This is a genomic window from Christiangramia forsetii KT0803 (assembly GCF_000060345.1).
In the GTDB taxonomy this organism is placed as follows: Bacteria; Bacteroidota; Bacteroidia; order Flavobacteriales; family Flavobacteriaceae; genus Christiangramia; species Christiangramia forsetii.
In genome coordinates, this window is sequence record NC_008571.1 from 2,038,700 (window position 1) to 2,061,339 (window position 22,640).

Sequence of the window (22,640 nt, forward strand, 5' to 3'; positions counted from 1 at the left end):
ATTCTTAATAATATCCTAAAAATAGTAAAAATTATGTAAAAACAGCATTTAGAAGAAAAATGTATCAAGTATAAATGTCAATAGCGTCAAGGATAAGATTGAGGATTAAATTTCAAAAGAATTCTACCAATATAATGTAGTTGGGAAGTTTAGCCGAGTAAACAAATTCCTGTTTTCATCCTGCTAACTTTTATATTTAAAAACTCTTATTGCCTGAATTATTCCAAAACCACCCCAACTCCTATTTTCTCCAGCAAGTAAGGGTTATGATCAATAATTAGAATATCATTGGCTTTGCTGAGCTTTTCAAGAATGGAATACAAAAGGTCAATATCAGCATAATGTAAGCCGATGCTGGGCTCATCTAAAATATAAAGTGTCTTGGTAGCCCCATCCTGTAGCCAGTTTAATAATAATAAACGTTGCTTTTCCCCTGAAGAAAGAGACTGCACCGGCTGATCTAAACTAAGATGCGCCAGCCCGACTTCCTCTAACTGATCTAAGAATTGCAGTGTTTTTTCAGGTACTTCTCCTTGTACCCATTCTTTCAATTCATTTATATTAAAAGCTAGTATGTCTGCAATATTCTTCGACCTCACAGTATGTCTTAAAATATCATCATTATAGCGTTTTCCCTGGCATACCTCACATTTTTCAATGGAATTGGCTACGACATCCAGACTGGTTTCTAAATAGCCTTTCCCCTTGCAATTAGGACACTGACTCGTTTTTGTTTTATAGGAAAAGTCACGAGGTTTAAGAGCTGTTTCGTGTGCAAATATTTTACTTATATCTTTCAGAAGATTTAGATAAGAAACTAATAAGGTTTTTGCATGGGAACGTAGCTTTTTAGCTTCGAAATAATGCGCTTCCTTATATGTTTGTGGAAATTTAATGCTCCCACAATTTATCGGCGTGTTCGTTTCAATACTTGGAATTAAAATGTCTTTTACTAAGGTTGTTTTCCCTATGCCCGATTTCCCGCTAATAGCTGTGATACCTCCTATAGGAACTTCCAATGTATCCTTTACTAAGCTATGTTTATTTAATTTTTGAATATTGATTGCATCCTTGGCGCATTTTAAAGCAACCGCTTTGGAAGGTTTTTTCAGATAAGGATGACAAATAGCTTGTTTTAAAAAATTCTTAGGGGTTCCCTGGTACGTGATATATCCCCCAGGTTTACCTGCTTCCGGCCCTACCTGAACCAACTGATCTGCGGACAAAATAATCTCCTTGTTATGTTCGATGACTACGACTGTATTACCTTTTTCAATAAGTTCTTTCAGAATATTGATAAGATCGGGAATATTATCGCTGGATAATCCTGCGGAAGGTTCATCCAACAGGTAAGTAATGCCTTTTAACGGGCTGTTTAACTGCTTGATAAGCGCTACTCGTTGATTTTCTCCTCCGGAAAGACTGGAGGATTTTCGATGAAGTTGCAGGTAATTGATATGCAGTTGCATCGCCCTGTTGATCGTATTGGATAAATAGGGCTTAATTTTGGAAAGGAGCTTTTTATCTATCTCCTCTTGAAAATTATCATTAGAAAGCCAGTCTTCCAAAGCTTCAAAACTCAGCAACTTTATTTCATGGATAGATTTTCCTCCAATTTTAAAGTCCAGACGTTCCGGTTTTAATCCGCTGCCTGAACAATGACCGCATTCCGCAAGACTAAAGAGAGCTTTTAGCTTATCTATATGTTTATTTTTACGGGTTTTGTAATATTCCTCTTTTAAATAATGGAATAGTCCCTCCCATTGCATACTTAGTTCCTGCTCCCCTTCTCTGGTTTTGGTTTTAAATTGCCAGCTGGTATTCCAGACAGTTTCGCCCGTTCCGTTAAATAGAATCTCTTTCTGGTTATTTGTTAACTTCTTAAAAGGAGTTTTCAGACTAAACCCATAAGTTGCTCCAAGTTCCTCTACTATCGCCATATACTGACTTCCTGCATGACCATAATAGCCCAAAGCTTTATTATGCTCAAATAATCCGTCGGCTATACTTTTGCCTTCATCTAAAACTATTTTATCCAGATCGGGAAGTAATTCTTCCCCTATTCCATCGCAAATAGCACATTTTCCTAACTCGTGATTATTAGAAAAATGACTGGCAGATAATTCTTTATTTTCATATTGTGCTTTTCTCGAAAAAGCAAATCGCAACATTTTATCTATTCCTGTTTGCTTGGCAATATCAGAACGTTCCGTAAAGCTTTTTGTCTTACGCGTTATGCAGATGGTAGGACTAAGCCCTGCAATATGATCTACCTCAAATTGAAAATTTACGCCTACTCTGGACTGCTGATAAGCGGAAAACTGTTTCGTCATTTCCTGTAATCCGTAGCCGTGCAGTGTATCAATCACCATAGAAGATTTGCCTGAACCGGAAATTCCTGTAATTACAGATAATTGATTCTTTGGCAAATCTATATCCAGATCTTTGAGATAATGGGTTCGAGCCCCTTTAATGGAAATCACATCCCTACGTTGATCTAATACTTTTTTTGGCTTTAGCTCCGGAGTTTTCGAGGCATTATCTACCAGCATATCACTGGAAGATCTAAAGAGTGGATGACTTTCAAAACAAATAATCCCTGCTGTTTGTGCTTTTAGCTGATGCAATGCCTTTAGCAGTTCCCTTACATTTTGCTGATGCAATCCAATACTGGGTTCTTCCAGCAACAAGAGTGTTTTTTTAGATTGCTTTGCGAAATGCTTCGTGAGTTTAATACGTTGCGCTTCACCACCAGATAAGGTATTGGAGGGCTGGCCCAGTTTGATATATCCCAGTCCCAGCTGCAGCATCAAAGAAAGTATTTTTTGGAGTTGCTTCTCTTCGGAAAAAAAATCATAAGCTTCCGAAATACTCAAATTATAGATATCTGAAATATTCTTTTTGTTCCAGTGCACTTGTAATACCTCAGCCTTAAAACGCTTCCCGTTACAGCGTGGACAAATCTGATTTATCGTTCCCATGACATTCATAGAAAGCGTAATTACACCAGCCCCTTCACAGGCTTCGCATCTTCCTCGTTTATTATTAAAGGAAAAGGCAGTTTTTGTAAGATTCAGGCTTTTCGATTCCGGAGATTTAGCCAGAAGATCACGAATTTTATCGGCTAAACCGGTATAGGTGGCAGGATTGCTTCTAGGAGTTTTTCCGATGGGTTGATCAGATACGCTAAGTAATTTTAAGTCATTCTTTTCACAATAATTGGATAGCCTCTCCATTATCAGGGGCGTTTTCCTGGTCACAAGCATCAATTCATCCGGTTGAGGCTGAAATAAATCTACCGACTCGTTTTTGACTTCTTTATCATTTCTGAAAGTCGTGTTGCGCAATTCAGCTAAAGTAGGACTGGAAATTTTTTCGGCACTAAGGAATTCCTGAATAGATCCGTTGAAAATAACTTCTCCTCCATGTACCCCAGCCTTCGGACCTAATTCTACGATCCAGTCTGCAGATTTAATAAAATTTAAATCGTGTTCTACTACCATTACGGTGTTTCCACGACTTATTAGACGATTTAGAATGTGGCGTAAATAATCCTGGTAATCTTCAGATAAACCAATAGAAGGTTCATCGAATACATACAGAATTCCCTGCAGGCTGCTATTCACCTGCCGAATCAGTTTGATTCGCTGTGCGTCCCCTGAAGAAATATCAGTACTTGGAGTATTCAGGGAATATTCTTCCATTCCAAGCCGGATTAAATCGAATAACTGATCACAGATCTTATCAACCAGAACTTGCTCACCGGCTACAAGATTCTGACGCTTCAGCAGATCATACAAATCTTTTAACGAAAGCTCCATCCATTCCTGAAAGTTCAGGCCTTTCCATTTAAATTTCAGGTGTTCCGGTTTAATACGTGCGCCCTTACAATCCGGACAAATACTGGAACTAACAAATTTTAAGATATTTGGATTTCTATCAAGCCTTAAAATATTACTCATAATAGGAAGAATCCCTTTATAGAAACCTTCTTCTCTGGGCTTTGCTTTAAAGCCTTTCCATCGCAGTCGGGACTCTATACTGTGTTTTCCGTAGAAAACCTTAATCCTCTCACTACCATTTAAAATGACCTCTTTTTGTTCTTCAGAAAGCTGCTTCCAGGGAATATCCACATTAAAACCATGTGCTTTACATACTTTATTTAATTCATCAACGGTTATCTGAGAATAAACGATGTAGCCATTAGGTAAAGTCGTGGTAACAGCGCCTTCTCTAAGCGTTTTGTTTTCATCTCCAACCAGTTTATTAAGATCTATATATTCAGCTTCCCCAATTCCCCGACAGCGCTCACAAACCCCTTTAGGGTGATTAAAGGAAAAGAGCGACTTGCTCATAGTTTCCTTACCTGCATATCTGGCAAATAAAACTCTAAACACAGCACTAAGCTCAGACAGGGTTCCGAAAGTAGCTTTGACAGACTGGAAACGCTTTGATTGCTCTACCCTTATTACCGGTGGCAGACCTTCAATATCATCCACTTCGGCAGTAGGAATTAGTTGTGCATTTTGCTGACTATATGCCGGAAGGCTTTCCAAAAAATAACGGTATCCCTCATTCGCAATAACATCCATCGCCAACGATGATTTCCCGGATCCTGATAAACCGGTCACCACAATCAGTTGATTTTCAGGAATGTTTAAATTAATGTTTTTTAGATTATTTTGGTAGGCATTAATGATGCGCATAAAGGCTTATTGTTTCTTTTTTTGAAAAAAATAAATATAGAGAGATTATAACAGCTTAAAATGAATTTTAAGAAATACATAAGAAACATTCTATCTCCTTTGATCTGTGATTTTGTCTTATTTTTGATCCCTTAGTTCCTATTTAAAATGATAAGGGAGAAAGATTGCTAAAACCAGTATCTTTCATGAATAGATTTTTCAAAGTTTGAATTCTACAGCTCCAAAAAATATCAAGAAAAAACATCTCAAATGGCTAAAGAAAATTGGCCTATTCGTGGGGTTCTTATTTTTAGTTCCTACCACACTTTTTATTATTGGCTGGTTCAGTAGAGATCTACTTATTGATGAATTGCAGGAATGGTATAAAAATAACAATAACGGTACTTTAGAAATCGGCGATGTTGATGCGACATTTCTGGAAGGCTTTCCAAATGTAGGTTTTACTATCAGTGATATACAACAGGTGGGAACCGATACTATTCTGGACAAGAGAACTACTACTTATATCAAACAGGCAAAAGTTAGCATTGCCGCAAAAGACTTATTGAGTGGTGATATACAGTTTAAAAATATCCTTGTTGAAAATGCTAAAATAAGGACCGAGATTCTGTCCAAAAAATCTGTAGCAGCATATATTCAGTTAAAAAAAGAAAGTCAAAAAAATCGCAAGGAAGGACTAGAATTGCCAGCCTGGTTACATTCAGATAAATTTAATATCAGACTTAAAAATATACATTTTGTCTCTAAAGACACTATGTTGAATAAATCTTTTAATCTTGAAATCAGGAATATTGGTGGAAGATTTAAAAAAGAAGACAATAATATAAAAGGAACGCTGGATTTCACCATTAAAGTAAATGATTTAGGATTCAATACAATGAAGGGCAGTTACATCAATGGCGCTATGCTTACTGGTAGTCCTGAAATAGTAGTTCAAGAAATTAATAACACCATCAATATTCCTGAATTTTTATTAAACCTGGATAAAGAATCGTTTGAAGTAATTGCTAATTTCGATTTTAATGAGGTTACTCAATATAATTTTTCGCTTAAGAATCCAAATACCGATTTTGGCGCTTTAAGAAGTTTTCTTCCTGATAGTATTTCTGCTAAACTTTCAGCGTACGAGATTACGAATCCCTTAAATACAATGCTTTCCCTGGATGGGAAATTTCGTTATGGTGATATCCCGAAGGTTTATGGACAATTTTCTACAGAGGCTAATTCTATAAGTATTGAAAATGATTATAATTTGACCAAAGTTAATTTTAACGGATTACTCACCAATCAGTTGTATAATGATAAGGATTCAATACAAAAAAAGCAATCGAAGGCAGATGTTAGAGTCTTATTTGAAGATTTTCAGGCTCATTTAGATGACATAAAAATCGTCGCCGAAGATTCTTATTTCCAATCTTCTAGGGAGTCTGCCAATTTTGTTGAAGCCAATGTAAATATAGCCGGGAATAATGAAAACCTGGCCAAAATTTTGCAAAACGAGAATTTTAACTTTCAGGGCGGAAATTTCACTTTCGCAGCAAATATTTACGGGGACATTTCAGATATTTCTGAAATTTTTGATCGTGCAAACGGAAGGTTTACTTTAAATAAAACCAATGTAATTCTTAAAAAGAACAGTCTTCAGTTGCCGGTGGAAATTATAGATATCAACCTACGTGAAAAAAATTCCAGACTTGAAAAATTACAAATAAATCTGCCCAATGGCGAAAACCTGATTTTTAAAGGTTCCATTACAAATGTGTCTTCCTTAATATCTGATAATCCAAATAAACCTACTTCCACTAAAGTTAGCATGGATTTTCAAAATATTAACCTGAACGATTTTATTGCAACCATTATAGAATTTATGCCTGAATCCAATAAGAAGGCAACTAACCTTAAAACCCTGAATGAGACTTTTGAAACGATCTATAATAAATTCCATCCGGAAATTTTCTTAAACCTAAATTCAGTAGAATATAATGAATTGATTTTTAATGATTTCAACACCAATATTAGCTTTACAAATGCTGAAACTATCTATTTTGACAACTTAAACTTTAAATACAACAATGCAAAAACAGCATTGAAAGGAACGATTAGAGTTCCGGAGCCGGGAAATACCGTTGCTGAACCTATTTTTCTTGATTTTGAGGCAAGCTCCTCTGGGCCTATTAAAATGTTTCAGAAACTATTTAATATCAGCCTGGTTGATATTAATGCTGGCACCTATCAATTTTCAGGAAAGATTACCGGGAACGTACAGAAATCAGAAGAATTACTGAGTAATGCCAGCGGTGATCTAAAGCTTTTGAATTCCCGATTCTATTATCCAAATGCTGCAATGGATATTGGATTCGATTCCCTATCGGTTAATGTAGATAATTCCAATATTAGCTTAAATAGCTTTGAGTTGGAATTGGGCGACCACTATCCGTTCACTTTAAATAGTGAAATAAAAAATTTCCCAGGATTTCTTCTTGATGAAATTGAAAACAATGGAAGTATTAAACTGGCAATTGAAGCTCCGTATATTGATTTGGATGAGTGGATGAAAATTGGATTTGGTACAGACACTAACAATTCAGAGAAAGAGTTGAAAAATCCCAAATTGTATGAAGTCTTTAAAAATATTAATGAGTTGAGTCCCGAACTTTACCTGGCTGTTGATTCTTTAAAATTTAGAAATCTTATTACCAGGGATATTGGGGCTCAGGTATATTTTGAAAATGACTCTATCCTTAAGCTAAAAGATCTCAGAATTAAATATAAAGGCTCTAATGCGAAAATTGACGGAAGTATTGCTGCAAATGATGTGAGTACTTTGAGTTCAAATCAAAACCCATTTGCTTTTAATTTTTATGCGGAAGTAAAAGGCCGGTCTAAAGATTTGAACGACCTCCTTAAAACGGTAAATTTTGTATTTCAATCCGGAAATTTTGATTTTAAGGGAAGTTATGCAGGTCAGTCTAAAGACTTGAAAATCTTAAATCCAAATGCGCAGGGATATTTAAGCCTGGATAAATCCAGGATAAACATTGAGGGTACAGATATCCAAATTCTGGTAGATAGCCTGGATTTAAATATTGAAAATAATCTTGCCACCCTGGAAAGACTGGACGTGGACCTACCCGGAAAAAGTTCCCTGGATATTAAAGGTTCGATCAATAATTTTTCAAATTTTATTAATAATGATCAGGAAAATGAATCTCACTCATCCACCTTTATTATAAAATCTCCTTACCTAAATAAAAAAGATATAAAGACATTCATCGGTTCAACTTCTAAAAACACTGATTCTTCCAAAACATCGCAACTAGAACTCAAAAAACTTAAGGCCATTTTAAAGTCTATCCATAACTCCTATTATCCTTCCGCAAAAATAGAGATAGATTCGCTTTTATACGACAATTTAGCGGTTTCAAATTTTAGATCTGATTTAGGTTTTCAGAATAATGGAAGTTTTAAAATTAATGATACCAGATTAAACTTTCTGAAAGGTCGGGTAAATTTAAATGTTGTTGCCGGAATAGGTAATTCAGAAAATCTTCCTGTGAAAATTCAGTTGAACATGGAGAATATAGACCTTGAAGAATTAGTAAAAGGTTTAGATTATTTTCAGAATGAAGAATTGCGAGACACGGAAAAATTAAGCGGAAACTTAAACCTTAACCTGGATGCTGATGCTGTTCTAAATAATAACGGCCAACTGAATATGGATTCGGTAAATGGAACGCTCCAACTGGATCTAAAAGACCTGGCGCTTTACAACTATAAGCCAATTATGGAAAGTGTTGTTCTTATGAAAGAAGAGCGCTTTGATTCGTTAGCTTTCAGACCTATCAGGCAGACGTTTGAAGTAATCGATGGTGAAATTATAATTCCACGTACAGAAATTCAGTCATCGGCCCTGCATGTTTTTGTTGAGGGCCGCATGAAGCTGGATGAATATATTAATATCTGGCTGTCTCTTCCGTGGAATAATCTAAAAAGCAGGGACAATACCATTTTACCCGAAAAAACTACTTACCAGGAAGCTGGATCTAAATTCCATATTCAACTGGTAAAGGACGAAAACAGTGATAAACCCCGGAGGCAAAAACTTAGAACGAAGTTTAGACTTGGCACTGGAAAGAAGGAAAAGAGTTTTCAGGAAAATTAGCAAGGTAAAGATTCCTCCTGCGTTGGAATGAAAAACAGAGGATAACAAACACGCCTCTGGGCCATTTTGATGCGCAATAAAGCGGAGTGAAAAATCTCTGCTGAAAACATGGAGTGAACAACTTTAAAAAATGAAGATTAAGATGAGTTGATCAAGAATTTCTCCATTTAATAAACCCGTATTTTTTAGGTTAGTTTATATAGCGCAATAAATATAAGACCGGAATCTCTGAGAGATTCCGGTCTTTAGGTGCATAAACACCATAATTTTCACCATGTCAACAAGTAAAAAAACTTGCTCCTGGACAGTGCCTATATTCTTAATTGAATGTTCCCTACTTTTTTGGAGGTAGATCAAAAGCTTCAGCAGTATGTTCAAAATGATTTCGATGCGCACCATCGCAAAAAGGTTTGTTCTTTGATAATCCGCATCTGCATAAAGACACCTGTTCTCTACCTCCAAGATCATACACATTTCCCTCTTTATCTACGATTTCAAAATCACCCTGTACCTTTAAAGAACCGTTGCTTAATACTGTAAGTTTTGCTTTAGACATTTTATATTAGATTATTTATAACTGGTTTGATTAACGTAATTCACTTTCTGCTAAGAAACTTCAAATATGGGATAAAATGCTTTATCCTTTTAATTTATTTAAAAATTCTAAAGAATATTAATAGTAGTTGAAACCTCTCCATTAAATCTACCATCCAGTAAAAATCTCTTCGGAAGTTAAGTAACTACTTTATTCTCTCTAATAAATGCATTCACTTCATTAATAATACACTTCTCTTTATATAAAACTATCCTTATATATGCTGTTAGATTAATTATGAATAAACATTAAAAAATCCCATTTTTGCCGGCAACTATTTCAAAATAATTTCACGCTTCAATAGTTTGCAAAAACAACTCAAAAAATTACCGATTTTCATCTTTCTGATGCTACACTTTTCCTTTTTGATCGTAGCCTTTTTTGAAAATCTGGAAAGCATACCTTCTCTTCTTATACTTGCTACCGTTAGCTTATTATTAGGATTCTTTTACTTTAAAAAATTTAATTCTGATAGATCCAGATTAAAAAAAATAGACATCTTACTAATCCTATTCACTGTTATTGGAGCTATAGCAACTTACTGGTTGAATATTGAATATTATATAGGCGCAGTTCTGGCAGCAGGAATTACAGGGCTTATAAGTTCATTTCTACCATTCTTGAATAGAAAATCTGATATTCTAAGAGAGTTACCGGTCGCTGTCTATTGCGGTACTTTTGTGGGGATGACTGCTCCTATTATTGCTAATGGATATTTTTTTATTGCGATTGCAGGACTGTTTAGTGGACTGCTCCTGATTTTTTCAAAAGACACTTTACATGGTTACGGAGGAAAATTAGGATCTGTTGCCTTTGGTGGAGTTGCATTGATGTCTTTAATCTTATTCTTATTCTCTTAGCATGGATATAGCAATAATTTTAATCGCAGGCATAATTAGTGCTTTAGTGACATTTTATCTCAATAACCAACTACAACTAGGTGGGGTCATGGCATCTGCCGGAATTTCTGTTTTAGCAGGTGGATTATTTTTCATTTTTCCAGATATTCTGAATAACTACCTAACAACCAATATTCCTGTGGTGGTAATGGGGGCTTCTTTTATTGGCATGGCTGCTTCCAGAATAATTCGCCAATTCTGGATTATTGGACTATCGGGTTTTATTTTTTCGGTGATCTTTCTTTTGACCGGTTCTTATTTTGAAGGTTTCGGAGGAAGCCTTGGAACTACAGCTGCCATCTCACTGGGTGCTGTCTGTGCACTAAAACAAATTAAAAAGTCTCTTTAAATTGTTCTAATTATTTATTATCGGTTGTAACACTTCCCAAACATTTTCAGCAAGTATCTTCTGCCCTTCAGCCGTTGGATGAATTCCATCCTGTTGATTAAGTTCAGGGTTCCCGGCCACATCTTCCAGTAGAAACGGAATTAGATGTACCTCATTTTTTTCAGCAAGATCAGGGAAAATTCTTTTAAAATCAGAGGTATACTCCTGACCCATATTTGGCGGAATTTGCATTCCTGCCAGAATAATTTCAATATCTGGATTTTTAGCTCTTACGAAATCAATTATTGCCTGAAGATTATTTCGGGTTTCCTCTACAGGAATTCCTCTTAAACCATCATTCGCTCCCAACTCCAATATAAACACGTCTACATTTTGTTTAAGCACCCAGTCTATTCGGTTTTTACCTCCGGAGGTAGTTTCTCCACTCAAACCTGCATTTAAAACCTTATAAGAAAGCTTTAGAGAATCTATTTTATTCTGAATAATTGCAGGAAAAGCTTCTTCCTGTTCCAATCCGTAACCTGCAGTGAGGCTATCTCCAAAAAAAAGGATCACCTTCGGCTTATCATCCTTTTCAGATTCATTTTCTTCTAACTCCTGGTTGGTCTCCTTTTCATCTTTTTTCGTCACCTCTCCACAGGAAGAAATAAACAAAAACATAAACAATGATAAAAATAAGGTGAAGCTTCTCATAGTTCTGTGGATTTATTTGAAATCATTTCTTTATTTTGTTTCGATTGATAAAGAAACCTAAAAGTAAGTAGATGGCAAAGATATTAAGTATTGAAAATCTGAAGAAAAGCTATAGCAGTGGCTCAAAAGAGCTTACTGTTTTGGAAAATATCAGTTTTGATATAGAAGAAAAAGAAACCTTTGCCATTGTAGGTCCTTCCGGAAGTGGGAAAACTACCCTTTTAGGACTTTGTGCCGGCCTGGATCAGCCAGATTCAGGGAAAATTGAACTTTGCGGAACTATGATCAACGATTTAAATGAAGATCAAAGAGCCGTTTTAAGAAATCAAAAAGTAGGCTTCGTATTTCAGGATTTTCAATTAATACCTACTCTTACCGCTTTGGAGAATGTTGCTGTCCCTTTGGAATTGCGCGGGGATAAAAAGGCCACCCAAATAGGAAAAGAATTACTGGAAAAAGTAGGTTTAGGAAAACGTTTTGATCATTACCCTTCGCAGCTATCTGGAGGAGAACAGCAACGTGTGGCCCTTGCCAGGGCATTCAGTAATAAACCGGCGATACTTTTTGCAGATGAACCTACGGGAAATCTTGATGAAGAAACAGGGAAAAAGGTAATAGAACTGCTTATTGAACTAAATGAAGAATCTGGCACTACTCTGGTTATAGTAACTCACGATATGGAGCTGGCGAAAAAAACTCAAAGAATATTACGTCTTAAAGGTGGAAGAGTAATGGAAACTTTAAACGTATAGACATGTTCCATCCTAAACAGAATAATTCCGGAAAGGCAGGATTCATCTGGCTTTTAAAGATGGCTATGCGTGACGGAAAAGCGAGTAGCAAGAAGCTGGCGCTTTTTATGGCTTCCATTGTTTTGGGTATTGCTGCAGTGGTTTCTATTCAATCTTTCAGCAATAACCTAAAAGAAAATATCGCGCTTCAGTCTAAATCCCTGATGGGAGCCGATTATATAATTGACACCGAAGATTTACCGAATGAACGAGTTTCATTTATCATGGATTCTCTTGGCGGTCCCAAAGCTGAAGAGATCAGTTTTGCTTCCATGGCGGCATTTCCGGGAAAAGAAGGAACAAAACTGGTTCGTGTTCGTGGGATTAAAGGTGATTTTCCATTTTATGGAGAGCTTGAAACCGAGCCTGCTTCTGCTGCAAAAGATTATCAAACGAAAGGGGCTGCACTTCTTGATGCAACCGTTATGTTACAATTAGGGATTGAACCTGGAGATAAGATAAAGATTGGTAATATAGAAATCCCTGTTGCAGGAGCTTTGAAATCTGTTCCCGGCAGTGCTGCTATTTTTAGTTCCATTGCTCCTCCAGTAATAATTCCTAATAGATTTATTGAGAAAACCGGTCTCGTACAGGTAGGTAGTAGAATTGGTTATAAATACTATTTCCTTGCCGACCCAAAAATGGATCTTGAAAAATTTGATGACAATTTAGATCCTATTCTGGATACAAATGATGCCGATCTCGATACGCATACTTCTACCAGTGAGAGATTGGGAAGGCGCTATGAGAATTTCGGGAAATTCCTGAATCTCGTTGCCTTTATAGCGCTGTTGCTTGGTTGTGTTGGAATTGCCAGTGCTATACATATTTATATAAAAGAAAAATTACGCTCTATTGCGGTGCTAAAATGTCTTGGAGCCACTAAAAAGCAGACGTTCTCAATTTACCTGATTCAAATTGCAATTATCGGATTTATCGGAGGGGTTGCCGGAACTGCTCTTGGACTTTTATTACAGCAAATATTTCCATTATTTCTTCAGGATATACTACCCGTTACTGTTGAAATTTCAATGAGCCCAAGAGTGATCTTTATGGGTATCTTATTGGGAATTTTAATGTCTGTATTATTTGCGTTGTACCCTTTAATAGTCACCTTATATGTTTCACCTTTACAAACATTAAGAGTTCAGGATACTGAAATTTCCAAGTCCAGAAAAGCGGGTGTTTTAGTTCTTGCAGGAATCTTTTTATTTATCTTTCTGTTCGCCTTCTGGTTACTGGAAGACTGGAAATACTCCCTATTTTTTGTCCTGGGGATCATCATTACATTTTCGCTTCTAGCCGGAGTTGCTAATCTATTTATGAAGTTCATAAAAAGATATTTCCCCTCCAATTGGGGTTTTATACCAAGACAAAGTCTGCTTAATTTATTCAGACCACAAAATCAAACCCTTATTCTCGTATTGGCCATTGGAATTGGAACTTTTTTAATTAGCACGCTTTATTTTACCAAAGATCTTTTATTGGCTCAGGCTTCACTCGATGAACAAGCCGAAAGTCCCAATATGATCTTACTGGACGTTCAATCTGAACAACAAGAAGAAGTCGCTAAAACTATAAGATCCAAAGATCTTCCGGTGCTTGAGAATATTCCCATTGTAACAATGAGAGTTGAAAGTTTAAAAGGCGTTGCTGTGAATGATATTAGGGAGGATTCTACTTCCCAGGTAAATGGATGGATCTTGCAACACGAATTCCGAACCACCTATAGAGATTCTCTAATCTCTTCTGAAGTCCTGGAAGCAGGTGAGTTTATAGGGAACAAGCCTGAAAATGAAATTATCCCGATCTCAGTTAGTAATAATTTTGCAGAAGACGCAAAGGTTCAGGTTGGAGATAAGGTAAATTTTAACGTACAGGGTGTTTTATTAAATACGGTGGTTGCAAGTATTCGTACCGTAGACTGGAGTAGAATGCAGCTAAATTTCTCCATTGTTTTTCCCGCCGGAGTGCTAGAGGATGCACCTCAATTTCGGGTTTTAACAACAAAAGTACCAGATGAAAATAGTTCCGCAGAACTCCAACAAAATCTGGTAGAAAATTTCCCAAATCTGACGATTATTGATCTTAGACAGGTATTAACGCTCATTGAAAAAATCCTTACTAAAATTTCCTGGCTGATTAATTTTATGGCATTTTTCAGCATTTTAACCGGCATAATTGTACTAATTGGCGCTGTACGAACCAGTAAATATCAGCGTATCAAGGAAAGTGTTTTATTAAGAACTCTCGGGGCCAGAAGTGATCAAATTTTAAAAATACTGGCTTTCGAATATTTCTATCTCGGGGTGTTAGGTGCACTTTCCGGAATTCTGCTTTCTCTTATCAGCAGTTTATTACTGGGCTATTTTGTTTTTGAAACCACTTTTATTCCTTCCTGGATTCCTTTTGTTGTACTTCTTCCGGGAATTATTCTTTTAGTAGTGACTATAGGACTGGGAAACAGTTTGAGCGTAATTAAAAGCCCGCCCCTGGTAGTGCTTCGGAAGGAGATCGGTTAAATACTTTTAAATACGCCAAAAATATATGGATTTATTAAAAGTTTAACTGATATCGTCATGCTAATTTTTACAGTAGACCGTACTTTTAAGTTTGGCTAACTTTAAAATATTCAATCAACCAAGATATGGAGAACTATCATTTAGAATTAAATGATGTAGATGAATTTATACCTGAACTCGCAAGTGAATTTGGAAGTGATTTTTCTGAACATCTCGGTGAGTTTAAACTCGTGATACCTGAGAACAATGGAGAAGGCAGTATTAAAGGAATAAATTTTCCCAACGGAATAGGTCTATACACCTATCGTTGCAAGCTCAAAAAAGATCTTGGTTTACAGATTTCCCAGCCTTTTATAAAACCAATTCGATTTATTTATTGTGTAAAAGGTGAGGTGAAAAGTCATTTTAAAAATCAAGAGGATGTAGTTAACATTACCGATCATCAATTTCTAATTGCTGCTCCCAAAGATAAGGAAACACACAGTTTGATTTTTAATAAAGACAAGGATATTGTGCTTTGCTATCTTGAAATTGACCGATTAAAATTTCAGGAATACTTCTCTTTTGACCTTCATGATCTAGAACCGGTTTTCTATAAAATATTTAGTGATATCCAGGCTTCTAACCGAATTTCGGAAACCGGGAGTTATAGCCTTAAAACAGCTGACGCAATTAAAGAGATAAGAAATTGCGAATTAACTGGATTCCCCCGGATTAATTTTATCGGTGCAAAAGCACTTGAAGTGTTAAGTTATATGCTGGCCAGGTTTAAAAAGGATAGCCAGCGATTTGAACAGAAAGATATCAAAGAAAAAGACCGTAAGGCCATTGAAGTAGCGGTAGAATATATTGATACCCATATTTCACAAACAGGTACGGTGAATGACCTGGCGAAAATTGCAGGTGTAAACACTAATAAGTTGCAGGAAGGTTTTCAGGTTATTTATGGCAAGACAGTTAATCAGTATATCAGAGATGTTAGATTGAGCAAGTCCCTCAATATGCTTTCTACAGGTAATAAAAATGTAAGTGAAGTTGTTTATGAATTAGGTCTTTCAAGTCGAAGCTATTTCTCTAAAATTTTCAAAGCGAAATATGGTGTTTCCCCAAGGAAGATACTATCTGGTAAATCTACTCCTGGAAAACCTGAAAAATAGCCTCCAGAAGTTTAAACAGCTAACTTTCTTCATAACAGCGTTCTTCTTAACTTATTTCTGAATCAATTTAGACTAACATAAATTTTTAAATCTTCGTATATTCAACCCTATTTTAAAAGCAAACAAAAATATGAACCCAAGACTTAAAAAAGGCCTGAGTGTATTTGCTCTGGTTTCTATCATTGCCTATACTAATGGCCAGGAAAAAGAAAAAAAAACTATGAATAAAAATCCATTATTATCTGAGTGGACCGGTCCTTATCAAGGTGTTCCAGCATTCGATGAAATGAAAGTTGACCTTGTTAAACCGGCTATTAGAAAAGGAATGGAGTTACATCTTGCCGATATTGATAAGATAACTGCCAATAACGAGGCAGCTACTTTTGAAAATACCATAATCCCCCTGGAAAAAGCAGGTGCAGAACTCGATAGAGCTTTTACTTATTACGGAATTTATAGCAGTAATGTTTCCAGTCCCAAATTTAGAGAAGTTCAAAAAGAATTGGCACCGGAAATTTCTGAGTTTTCTTCTAAGATCAGTCAGAATGAAGCGCTTTTTAAAAGGATTAAAACTGTTTATGATAAATCACAGAAAAATCCTTTAGATACTGCTAAACAAAGGGTGATAGATCTTATCTATGAAGATTTTGCTATGCAGGGCGCAGATTTGAACGAAGCAGATAAAAAAAGATACGCTGCAATTAATAAGGAATTATCGGGGCTTTATACAAGCTTCTCTAATAATATACTTGCAGATGAAGAGAATTATGTGATATATCTTGAAAAAGATCAGCTTGGAGGTCTTCCTGAATCTTATGTAAAGTCTGCTGCACAGGCTGCTACAGATCGCGATAACCAAGGAAAATATGCGGTTACCAATACGCGTTCTTCTATGGATCCTTTCTTAACCTATTCAACAGAAAGAAAACTGCGTGAAAAAGTTTGGAATAATTATTATTCTCGTGGTGATAATGCCGATGAGTATGATAATAATGAGAACGTAAAAAAAATTCTGAAATTACGTGATGAGCGTGTAGAATTACTTGGTTATGACAACTACGCTCAATGGCGTTTACAAAACAGAATGGCTAAGAACCCTGAAAATGCTATGGATTTAATGATGCAGGTTTGGCCGGCAGCTTTAGCCAGGGTTAAAGAAGAAGTTAGCGACATGCAGAAAGTAGCAGATTCAGAAAATGCAGATATTACTATTAAACCATGGGATTATAGATTCTATGCTGAAAAAGTTAGAAAAGAGAAATATGACCTTGATAGTGAAGAAGTAAAACAGTACCTGGAATTGGGTAATCTTACGCAGGCTTTATTCTTTACCGCCGGTGAATTATTCAATTTTGAATTCACCCCTGTTGAAGAAGGGAGTGTTCCGGTTTTTCAGGAAGATGTAAAAGTTTGGGAAGTTAGTGATAAAGACTCCGGAAAGCTCGTTGGCCTTTGGTACTTAGATCCTTATGCGAGACAGGGTAAACGCTCCGGCGCCTGGGCTACTACCTATCGTAGCTACAGTGATTTAATGGGTAAAAAGCCCGTTCTTTCATCTAATAATTCAAATTTTATTGAACCTGCTCCGGGAGAGCCTGTACTGGTTTCATGGGACGATGCGAATACGTTCTTCCATGAATTTGGTCACGCACTACATTTCCTATCAGCGAATATTGAATATCCAACACTTAATAGCGGAGTTAGGGATTATACAGAATTTCAGTCGCAGCTTCTGGAACGCTGGTTATCTACAGATAAAGTGATCAATCAATTTCTAAGACATCATGAAACTGATGAAGTAATTCCTGATGCGTTGGTAAAAAAGATCAAGAAAGCCTCCACTTTTAACCAGGGATTTGCAACTACAGAGTTTCTGGCTTCAGCAATTATGGATATGAAATATCATACCACAGATCCTGATAAAATTGATCCTGATACTTTTGAAAGAGAAACTTTAAAAGAGCTTAATATGCCAGAAGAAATTGTGATGCGCCATCGTACTCCGCATTTTGGACATGTATTCTCTGGCGAAGGATATGCTACGGGATATTACGGTTATTTATGGGCAGATGTATTAACCTCTGATGCTGCGGAAGCTTTTGCTGAAGCACCGGGTGGTTTTTATGATAAGGAGGTAGCGGCCAAGCTGGTTAAATATCTTTTTGCTCCAAGAAATGCTATGGATCCTGCGGAAGCTTATAAAAAGTTTAGAGGAAGAGATGCTGAAATTGATGCTTTAATGCGCGACCGTGGTTTTCCGGTTCCGGAAGATAATAATTAGTGATTTAAAAAAATTCTAATAAAAAATGCCCTGAATTTTCAAGGCATTTTTTATTTAAGTTTATTTAGATCCATATCAATCTTAAATTTACTCTTAAAGCTAATACAATACTTTAGTCCATACCATTTTTAATGCATTCTGCTAATTTAATGGTCCGCACAACCTGGTGTGTGATTGAATTTTTAGATTGTTCATCTAAGTTATCAACTCCGCCATTAGAACTGAAACCATATGGGTTTCCACCGGTTTTATAAAGTTCCTGTGAGGTATATCCTGGAGCAGCTACAATTGCTCCCCAGTGATACATACTTTTATAAAGAGATAGCAAAGTGGTTTCCTGACCTCCATGCGGATTTTGTGCACTGGTCATTCCGGAAACTACTTTATTAACCAGTTTTCCTTGACTCCATAGGCCACCGGTCGTATCAAAAAAAGCCTGAAGCTGGGAAGGTAAATTTCCATATCTGGTAGGAATGCTAAAAATTATTGCATCTGCCCAGTCAAGGTCATCAAGTTCAGCTACTTCAACATCCTGAGTCTCCTGATGATGCTTTTTCCAGTCTTCATTAGATGCAATAGCTTCTTTTGGAGCCGTTTCTCTTACTCTTTTAAACCGTACTTCATGATTTCCTTCAGATTTAGCAGCTTCAGCAGCCCATTTTGCCATTTGGTGGTTTGTACCTGTGGCACTGTAATAAATAATTGCAATGTTCATAACCCAAGTTTTAATTTCATATTTATAGTAACTTACTTAGATTAGTCCAGAATAACTTTTAAAATTTTTATAAATTTTCCGCAGAAATATTTTAAATAGAATATGGAAACAGACTACCATCGGCATTTTAAGATCTATAAACCCTACGGATACCTGAGCCAGTTTATCACAAATCAGAAACCTGGCGGAAAACATAAATTGCTAGGTGACCTGTATGACTTCCCTGAAGGTACTATGTCTATAGGCAGGCTCGACAAGGATTCTGAAGGACTATTGTTACTAACCACCAACGGTAAACTAAGCACAAAAATTAACCGTGGCGGTATTGAAAAGGAATATTACGCACAGGTGGATGGTGATATCACCGATGAAGCAATGATCAAATTACAAAATGGTGTGGAAATAAGCATTTTTGGTAAAGCATACAAAAGTTTAAAATGTAAAGCGGAAAAATTAAAAAATCGCCCCTCTTTTCCAGAGCGTGCAAAGAAAATACGTGACGAACGCCACGGCCCTACAAGCTGGATAAGCATTAGCCTCACAGAAGGAAAATTTAGACAGGTAAAAAAAATGACCTCAGCAGTAGGATTTCCTACCCTAAGACTAGTAAGGGTTAGAATTGGAAATGAAACCATTAAAAATATGGATGCAGGAGAAGTTATTGAACTGAATAAGGTAGACCTTTAGTACCCAACCGCACGGCCATCATAACTGCGGCTATCTGCAGCAGCTTCAATTATTCCTGTTTCATGATCTAAATAAATTCCCATAGCCCTACCCTGAGACTCACGAATTTTAAATTCGTGCCCCATCTCATAGTAAATTCTTTGAGTATCCGGTGAAAACCCCCATTCTTCGAAATAAGTAACATCTGGCAACCATTGGTGATGAAATCTTGGCGATTCAATTGCCTTTGCTATATTCATATCATAATCCACCATATTCAGAATAACCTGCAGCACGGTATTGATAATGGTCCTCCCTCCCGGTGAACCAATTACGATCACCGGCTTCCCATCTTTAGCTACAATAGTTGGACTCATACTGGAAAGCATCCTTTTTCCGGGTTCTATCTGGTTGGGTTTTGTTCCAATTCTTCCTTTTGTATCTGTATATCCGGGAATAGCATTAAAATCTCCCATCTCATTATTCAGCAAAAATCCAGCTCCTTTGACCACGATCTTTGATCCGTAAGATTGCTCCAAAGTATAGGTAAGAGATACCGCATTCCCTTCTGAATCTACTACAGATAAATGGGTAGTCTGCGGACTTTCATAAACTAAATGGGCTTTGTTAAAATTTGCAGAGTCGCTTTTAGAGGCTATATTTTCCTGAATCTGATCTGCCAGCATTTCAGCATATTCTTTGGAAGTTAATTTATCTAAAGGAACCTGTTCATTAAAATTTAGATCTCCCAGAAACTGAGCACGATCTGCATAAGCTCTTCTCATGGCTTCGGTAATAAAATGAAGGCTTTCTGCTGAATTATGCTTTTTCTCCTTAAGATCATATGCTTCCAGTATATTGAGCATTTCCACAATCGCAACTCCACCAGAACTTGGAGGCGCCATTCCTATAATATCGTACCCCCGATAGGTTCCCGTTATTGGTTCCATTTCTTCAGCTTCATATACCTTAAGATCTTTTTTGGTAATGATTCCGCCGTTAGACTTCATAAAATCAGCAATCAGGCTCGCTGTTTTCCCCTGATAAAAGCCCTCTACCCCTCCTTTATCACGGATTCGCTTTAAAGTTTCAGCCAAATCCTTCTGAATAAGAATATCCCCAGATTCCAAAGCTTCTCCATTTTTTAAGAAAACTTCAGCGGTCGAAGGATATTCATCTTCATTCTCAAGAACCCAGTTGGAGAAACCCACCAAATGGGGACTTACCGGAAAACCATTTTCTGCTATTTCAATCGCAGGTTGAACCAATTCTGACCACTCTAATTTTCCAAATTTCTGATGTGCCTTATATAACCCTGCAACCGTTCCCGGAACCCCTACCGATAATAAACCTTCGTGATTAGAATTATTCTTTATTTCACCATTTTCATCCAGGTACATTTCCCGGGTTGCGGCAAGTGGTGCTTTTTCCCGAAAATTAAATGTAGTGGTTTCAGCATCTCCCCCGTAATAAACAAGAAATCCGCCACCACCAATATTCCCGGCAGACGGCAAAGTGACCGATAAGGCAAAAGCAGTTGCAATACTGGCATCCACCGCTGTTCCACCCTGAGCTAAAATATCCCTTCCTACTTCAGAAGCTAAATAATGGCTGCTAACCACCATTCCTTTTTCAGCAGAAACAGGAATTCTCCCTCCCTGAGCAGTTAATTGAAAACTTGAGATAAATAGTATAAGAAAGCCGAGAAAAATTTTAGAGATACTGGTCATCTATATGGATTTAGAGAAATTAAATCTAGTTGAAAATGAATTGGGAAACAACTTAGGAAAATCAAATTTTGATATATCTGGTTTTTTCAATAATAGTTATTTTGTCACCAATAATTTATTATAAGGTATCCGTTTATTGTATTGGTTTATAATATGAAGAGATTCTGTAACAAGTTCAGAATAATGTGTTTAATATTTTATGAACTACGGAAAGTCACTAAAATCTTCAGCAATCTGAAAGTTGTAAATTGAAAGCTTCTTTAAAAAGTAAAAAAGTATCCTTCGCCTTACTTGTTGCAATGCTGATTTCCTGCTCTGAAAAATTACGTGATCTCATAAATTTCAAATAATCATTCCAGCCAGCCATCCCGCTTCTTTCGCCATTAAAGAAAAATTGTGAAGGCAGCGTACTAAGGGATTTACAATTTTTGACCTCTTTCCCAATCAACATCCCTCCCATGGCAGAGCCTTCAACTACATAGGCAGCACCAATTGCCTCGGCTTCATTCTCACAAATAAAATCAAGCTTAAAATTTAAATCTGTAATTCCTAAATTTTCAAGATCCTGTGTTAGCCGGTCTGTTTTGTCTGTTGAATAATCTGGAAGGAATTTTTTAATTTCTGATTCTGCCGCTTTATAGGCCATATAATTCTGAAATAGCAGAAGTTTATATTCTTCCAGTTTAATGGAATGATCCATTATCTTATTAGCAATATTATACTTTTCAATATTAGCATGTAACTCTTTAGTTTCCTCTCTTATGCTATTCAGCATCTCCATTGTCCAGGTTAAATCTATTTATTGCTTGTTTGATATTTTTAATATTGTCCCGCTGTTCGGCATTATCTGAATTGATTTTATCAAGATAATCATATATCTGATTGACGGTGATTTTGTTATTTCTTATACGCTCACGCAGATCATCTGTAGATATCATATTGATCACCACTTTCTTTAGAAGTGGTTCCAGCTTTTCACCTAAGTTATTAATATGCTTCTTCAAGATATAACCTGAGGCTCCGTTCAAAATTGTATTAGCCGCTAACTCTTCATCATTAATAGTTCCCGTAATGAAAATGAACTCAATACTGCTATCATGATCTTTTACCATTTCCAGAATATCGAGACCTGTACATTTTGGCAGGTTGTAGTCAGAAAGTACCACATCGGGGGCAAAATTCACAAGGAGTTCTTTACAACCTTCCAGATTGTCGGTTACTTCAATTTCAGGTTTAGAAACAATCTTATTAATTTGTCTTTTAATCAGGAAAATATCAGATGGATTGTCTTCTACTAATAAAATATTGAGTTTTCTATTGATCATTTCCTAATTGAATATGCACTAAAATAAATGAATACTTTTTAAAAGGTCT

General features: G+C 36.4%; 15 protein-coding genes. 8 read left to right on the forward strand and 7 right to left on the reverse strand.

The window, feature by feature from the left end:
* Positions 1-218 precede the first annotated feature (218 nt).
* Positions 219-4,706: an ATP-binding cassette domain-containing protein gene (locus tag GFO_RS09125; RefSeq protein ID WP_011709815.1), complete on the reverse strand. Its 4,488-nt coding sequence runs from the start codon at positions 4,704-4,706 to the stop codon at positions 219-221.
* A 205-nt stretch (positions 4,707-4,911) separates the two neighbouring features.
* Here GFO_RS09125 and GFO_RS09130 point away from each other — a divergent pair, with 205 nt between their 5' ends.
* Entirely contained in the window at positions 4,912-8,868 is a 3,957-nt protein-coding gene (locus tag GFO_RS09130; RefSeq protein ID WP_011709816.1) for an AsmA family protein, read from the forward strand.
* 334 nt (positions 8,869-9,202) lie between these two features.
* Here GFO_RS09130 and GFO_RS09135 read toward each other — a convergent pair whose 3' ends face one another.
* A complete protein-coding gene (locus GFO_RS09135) occupies positions 9,203-9,424 on the reverse strand; it encodes a CDGSH iron-sulfur domain-containing protein (protein ID WP_011709817.1) in 222 nt (73 codons plus the stop codon).
* Positions 9,425-9,828: 404 nt separating this feature from the next.
* Between GFO_RS09135 and GFO_RS09140 the strand changes: the two genes are divergently transcribed.
* Together GFO_RS09140 and GFO_RS09145 are read left to right on the forward strand one after the other, a co-directional pair.
* Positions 9,829-10,323 (forward strand): hypothetical protein, encoded by a 495-nt coding sequence (locus tag GFO_RS09140; RefSeq protein WP_188619039.1) that lies wholly within the window; start codon positions 9,829-9,831, stop codon positions 10,321-10,323.
* A 1-nt stretch (position 10,324) separates the two neighbouring features.
* A complete protein-coding gene (locus GFO_RS09145) occupies positions 10,325-10,711 on the forward strand; it encodes a hypothetical protein (RefSeq protein ID WP_011709819.1) in 387 nt (128 codons plus the stop codon).
* 6 nt (positions 10,712-10,717) lie between these two features.
* Here GFO_RS09145 and GFO_RS09150 read toward each other — a convergent pair whose 3' ends face one another.
* On the reverse strand, positions 10,718-11,404 hold the full coding sequence (locus GFO_RS09150; RefSeq protein ID WP_011709820.1) for an arylesterase: 687 nt from the start codon (positions 11,402-11,404) through the stop codon (positions 10,718-10,720).
* Between the two features lie 71 nt (positions 11,405-11,475).
* On the opposite strand from GFO_RS09150, the gene GFO_RS09155 reads away from it, so the two are divergent.
* The 4 genes from GFO_RS09155 (at position 11,476) to GFO_RS09170 (ending at position 18,155) form a co-directional block, all read left to right on the forward strand.
* A complete protein-coding gene (locus GFO_RS09155) occupies positions 11,476-12,156 on the forward strand; it encodes an ABC transporter ATP-binding protein (protein WP_011709821.1) in 681 nt (226 codons plus the stop codon).
* 2 nt (positions 12,157-12,158) lie between these two features.
* On the forward strand, positions 12,159-14,717 hold the full coding sequence (locus GFO_RS09160; RefSeq protein ID WP_011709822.1) for an ABC transporter permease: 2,559 nt from the start codon (positions 12,159-12,161) through the stop codon (positions 14,715-14,717).
* A 125-nt stretch (positions 14,718-14,842) separates the two neighbouring features.
* On the forward strand, positions 14,843-15,874 hold the full coding sequence (locus tag GFO_RS09165) for a helix-turn-helix transcriptional regulator (protein WP_011709823.1): 1,032 nt from the start codon (positions 14,843-14,845) through the stop codon (positions 15,872-15,874).
* 130 nt (positions 15,875-16,004) lie between these two features.
* Entirely contained in the window at positions 16,005-18,155 is a 2,151-nt protein-coding gene (locus GFO_RS09170; RefSeq protein WP_011709824.1) for a M3 family metallopeptidase, read from the forward strand.
* A gap of 112 nt (positions 18,156-18,267) precedes the next feature.
* On the opposite strand, the gene wrbA is transcribed toward GFO_RS09170, so the two are convergent.
* A complete protein-coding gene (gene wrbA / locus GFO_RS09175; protein WP_011709825.1) occupies positions 18,268-18,870 on the reverse strand; it encodes an NAD(P)H:quinone oxidoreductase in 603 nt (200 codons plus the stop codon).
* Positions 18,871-18,972: 102 nt separating this feature from the next.
* On the opposite strand from wrbA, the gene GFO_RS09180 reads away from it, so the two are divergent.
* On the forward strand, positions 18,973-19,557 hold the full coding sequence (locus GFO_RS09180; RefSeq protein ID WP_011709826.1) for a pseudouridine synthase: 585 nt from the start codon (positions 18,973-18,975) through the stop codon (positions 19,555-19,557).
* Here GFO_RS09180 and ggt read toward each other — a convergent pair.
* The 3 genes from ggt to GFO_RS09195 all read right to left on the reverse strand — a co-directional run bounded on the left by ggt (position 19,554) and on the right by GFO_RS09195 (position 22,591).
* Positions 19,554-21,266: a gamma-glutamyltransferase gene (gene ggt / locus GFO_RS09185; protein ID WP_011709827.1), complete on the reverse strand. Its 1,713-nt coding sequence runs from the start codon at positions 21,264-21,266 to the stop codon at positions 19,554-19,556. The genes GFO_RS09180 and ggt overlap by 4 nt on opposite strands.
* A 226-nt stretch (positions 21,267-21,492) precedes the next feature.
* Positions 21,493-22,047, reverse strand: coding sequence for a biliverdin-producing heme oxygenase (locus GFO_RS09190; RefSeq protein ID WP_011709829.1), 555 nt, complete (start codon positions 22,045-22,047; stop codon positions 21,493-21,495).
* Complete coding sequence (locus GFO_RS09195) at positions 22,031-22,591, reverse strand: response regulator (protein ID WP_011709830.1); 561 nt, start codon at positions 22,589-22,591, stop codon at positions 22,031-22,033. Before GFO_RS09195 ends, GFO_RS09190 begins: the two co-directional genes overlap by 17 nt.
* Positions 22,592-22,640: the final 49 nt, after the last annotated feature.

Bases quoted from the DNA above. Each gene is read 5' to 3' on its own strand.
- GFO_RS09150 (WP_011709820.1), bottom strand. From the start codon at position 11,404: ATGAGAAGCTTCACCTTATTTTTATCATTGTTTATGTTTTTGTTTATT.
- GFO_RS09160 (WP_011709822.1), top strand. From the start codon at position 12,159: ATGTTCCATCCTAAACAGAATAATTCCGGAAAGGCAGGATTCATCTGG.
- ggt (WP_011709827.1), bottom strand. From the start codon at position 21,266: ATGACCAGTATCTCTAAAATTTTTCTCGGCTTTCTTATACTATTTATC.
- GFO_RS09170 (WP_011709824.1), top strand. From the start codon at position 16,005: ATGAACCCAAGACTTAAAAAAGGCCTGAGTGTATTTGCTCTGGTTTCT.
- GFO_RS09145 (WP_011709819.1), top strand. From the start codon at position 10,325: ATGGATATAGCAATAATTTTAATCGCAGGCATAATTAGTGCTTTAGTG.
- GFO_RS09165 (WP_011709823.1), top strand. From the start codon at position 14,843: ATGGAGAACTATCATTTAGAATTAAATGATGTAGATGAATTTATACCT.
- GFO_RS09135 (WP_011709817.1), bottom strand. From the start codon at position 9,424: ATGTCTAAAGCAAAACTTACAGTATTAAGCAACGGTTCTTTAAAGGTA.
- GFO_RS09195 (WP_011709830.1), bottom strand. From the start codon at position 22,591: ATGATCAATAGAAAACTCAATATTTTATTAGTAGAAGACAATCCATCT.
- wrbA (WP_011709825.1), bottom strand. From the start codon at position 18,870: ATGAACATTGCAATTATTTATTACAGTGCCACAGGTACAAACCACCAA.
- GFO_RS09125 (WP_011709815.1), bottom strand. From the start codon at position 4,706: ATGCGCATCATTAATGCCTACCAAAATAATCTAAAAAACATTAATTTA.
- GFO_RS09155 (WP_011709821.1), top strand. From the start codon at position 11,476: ATGGCAAAGATATTAAGTATTGAAAATCTGAAGAAAAGCTATAGCAGT.
- GFO_RS09180 (WP_011709826.1), top strand. From the start codon at position 18,973: ATGGAAACAGACTACCATCGGCATTTTAAGATCTATAAACCCTACGGA.
- GFO_RS09190 (WP_011709829.1), bottom strand. From the start codon at position 22,047: ATGGAGATGCTGAATAGCATAAGAGAGGAAACTAAAGAGTTACATGCT.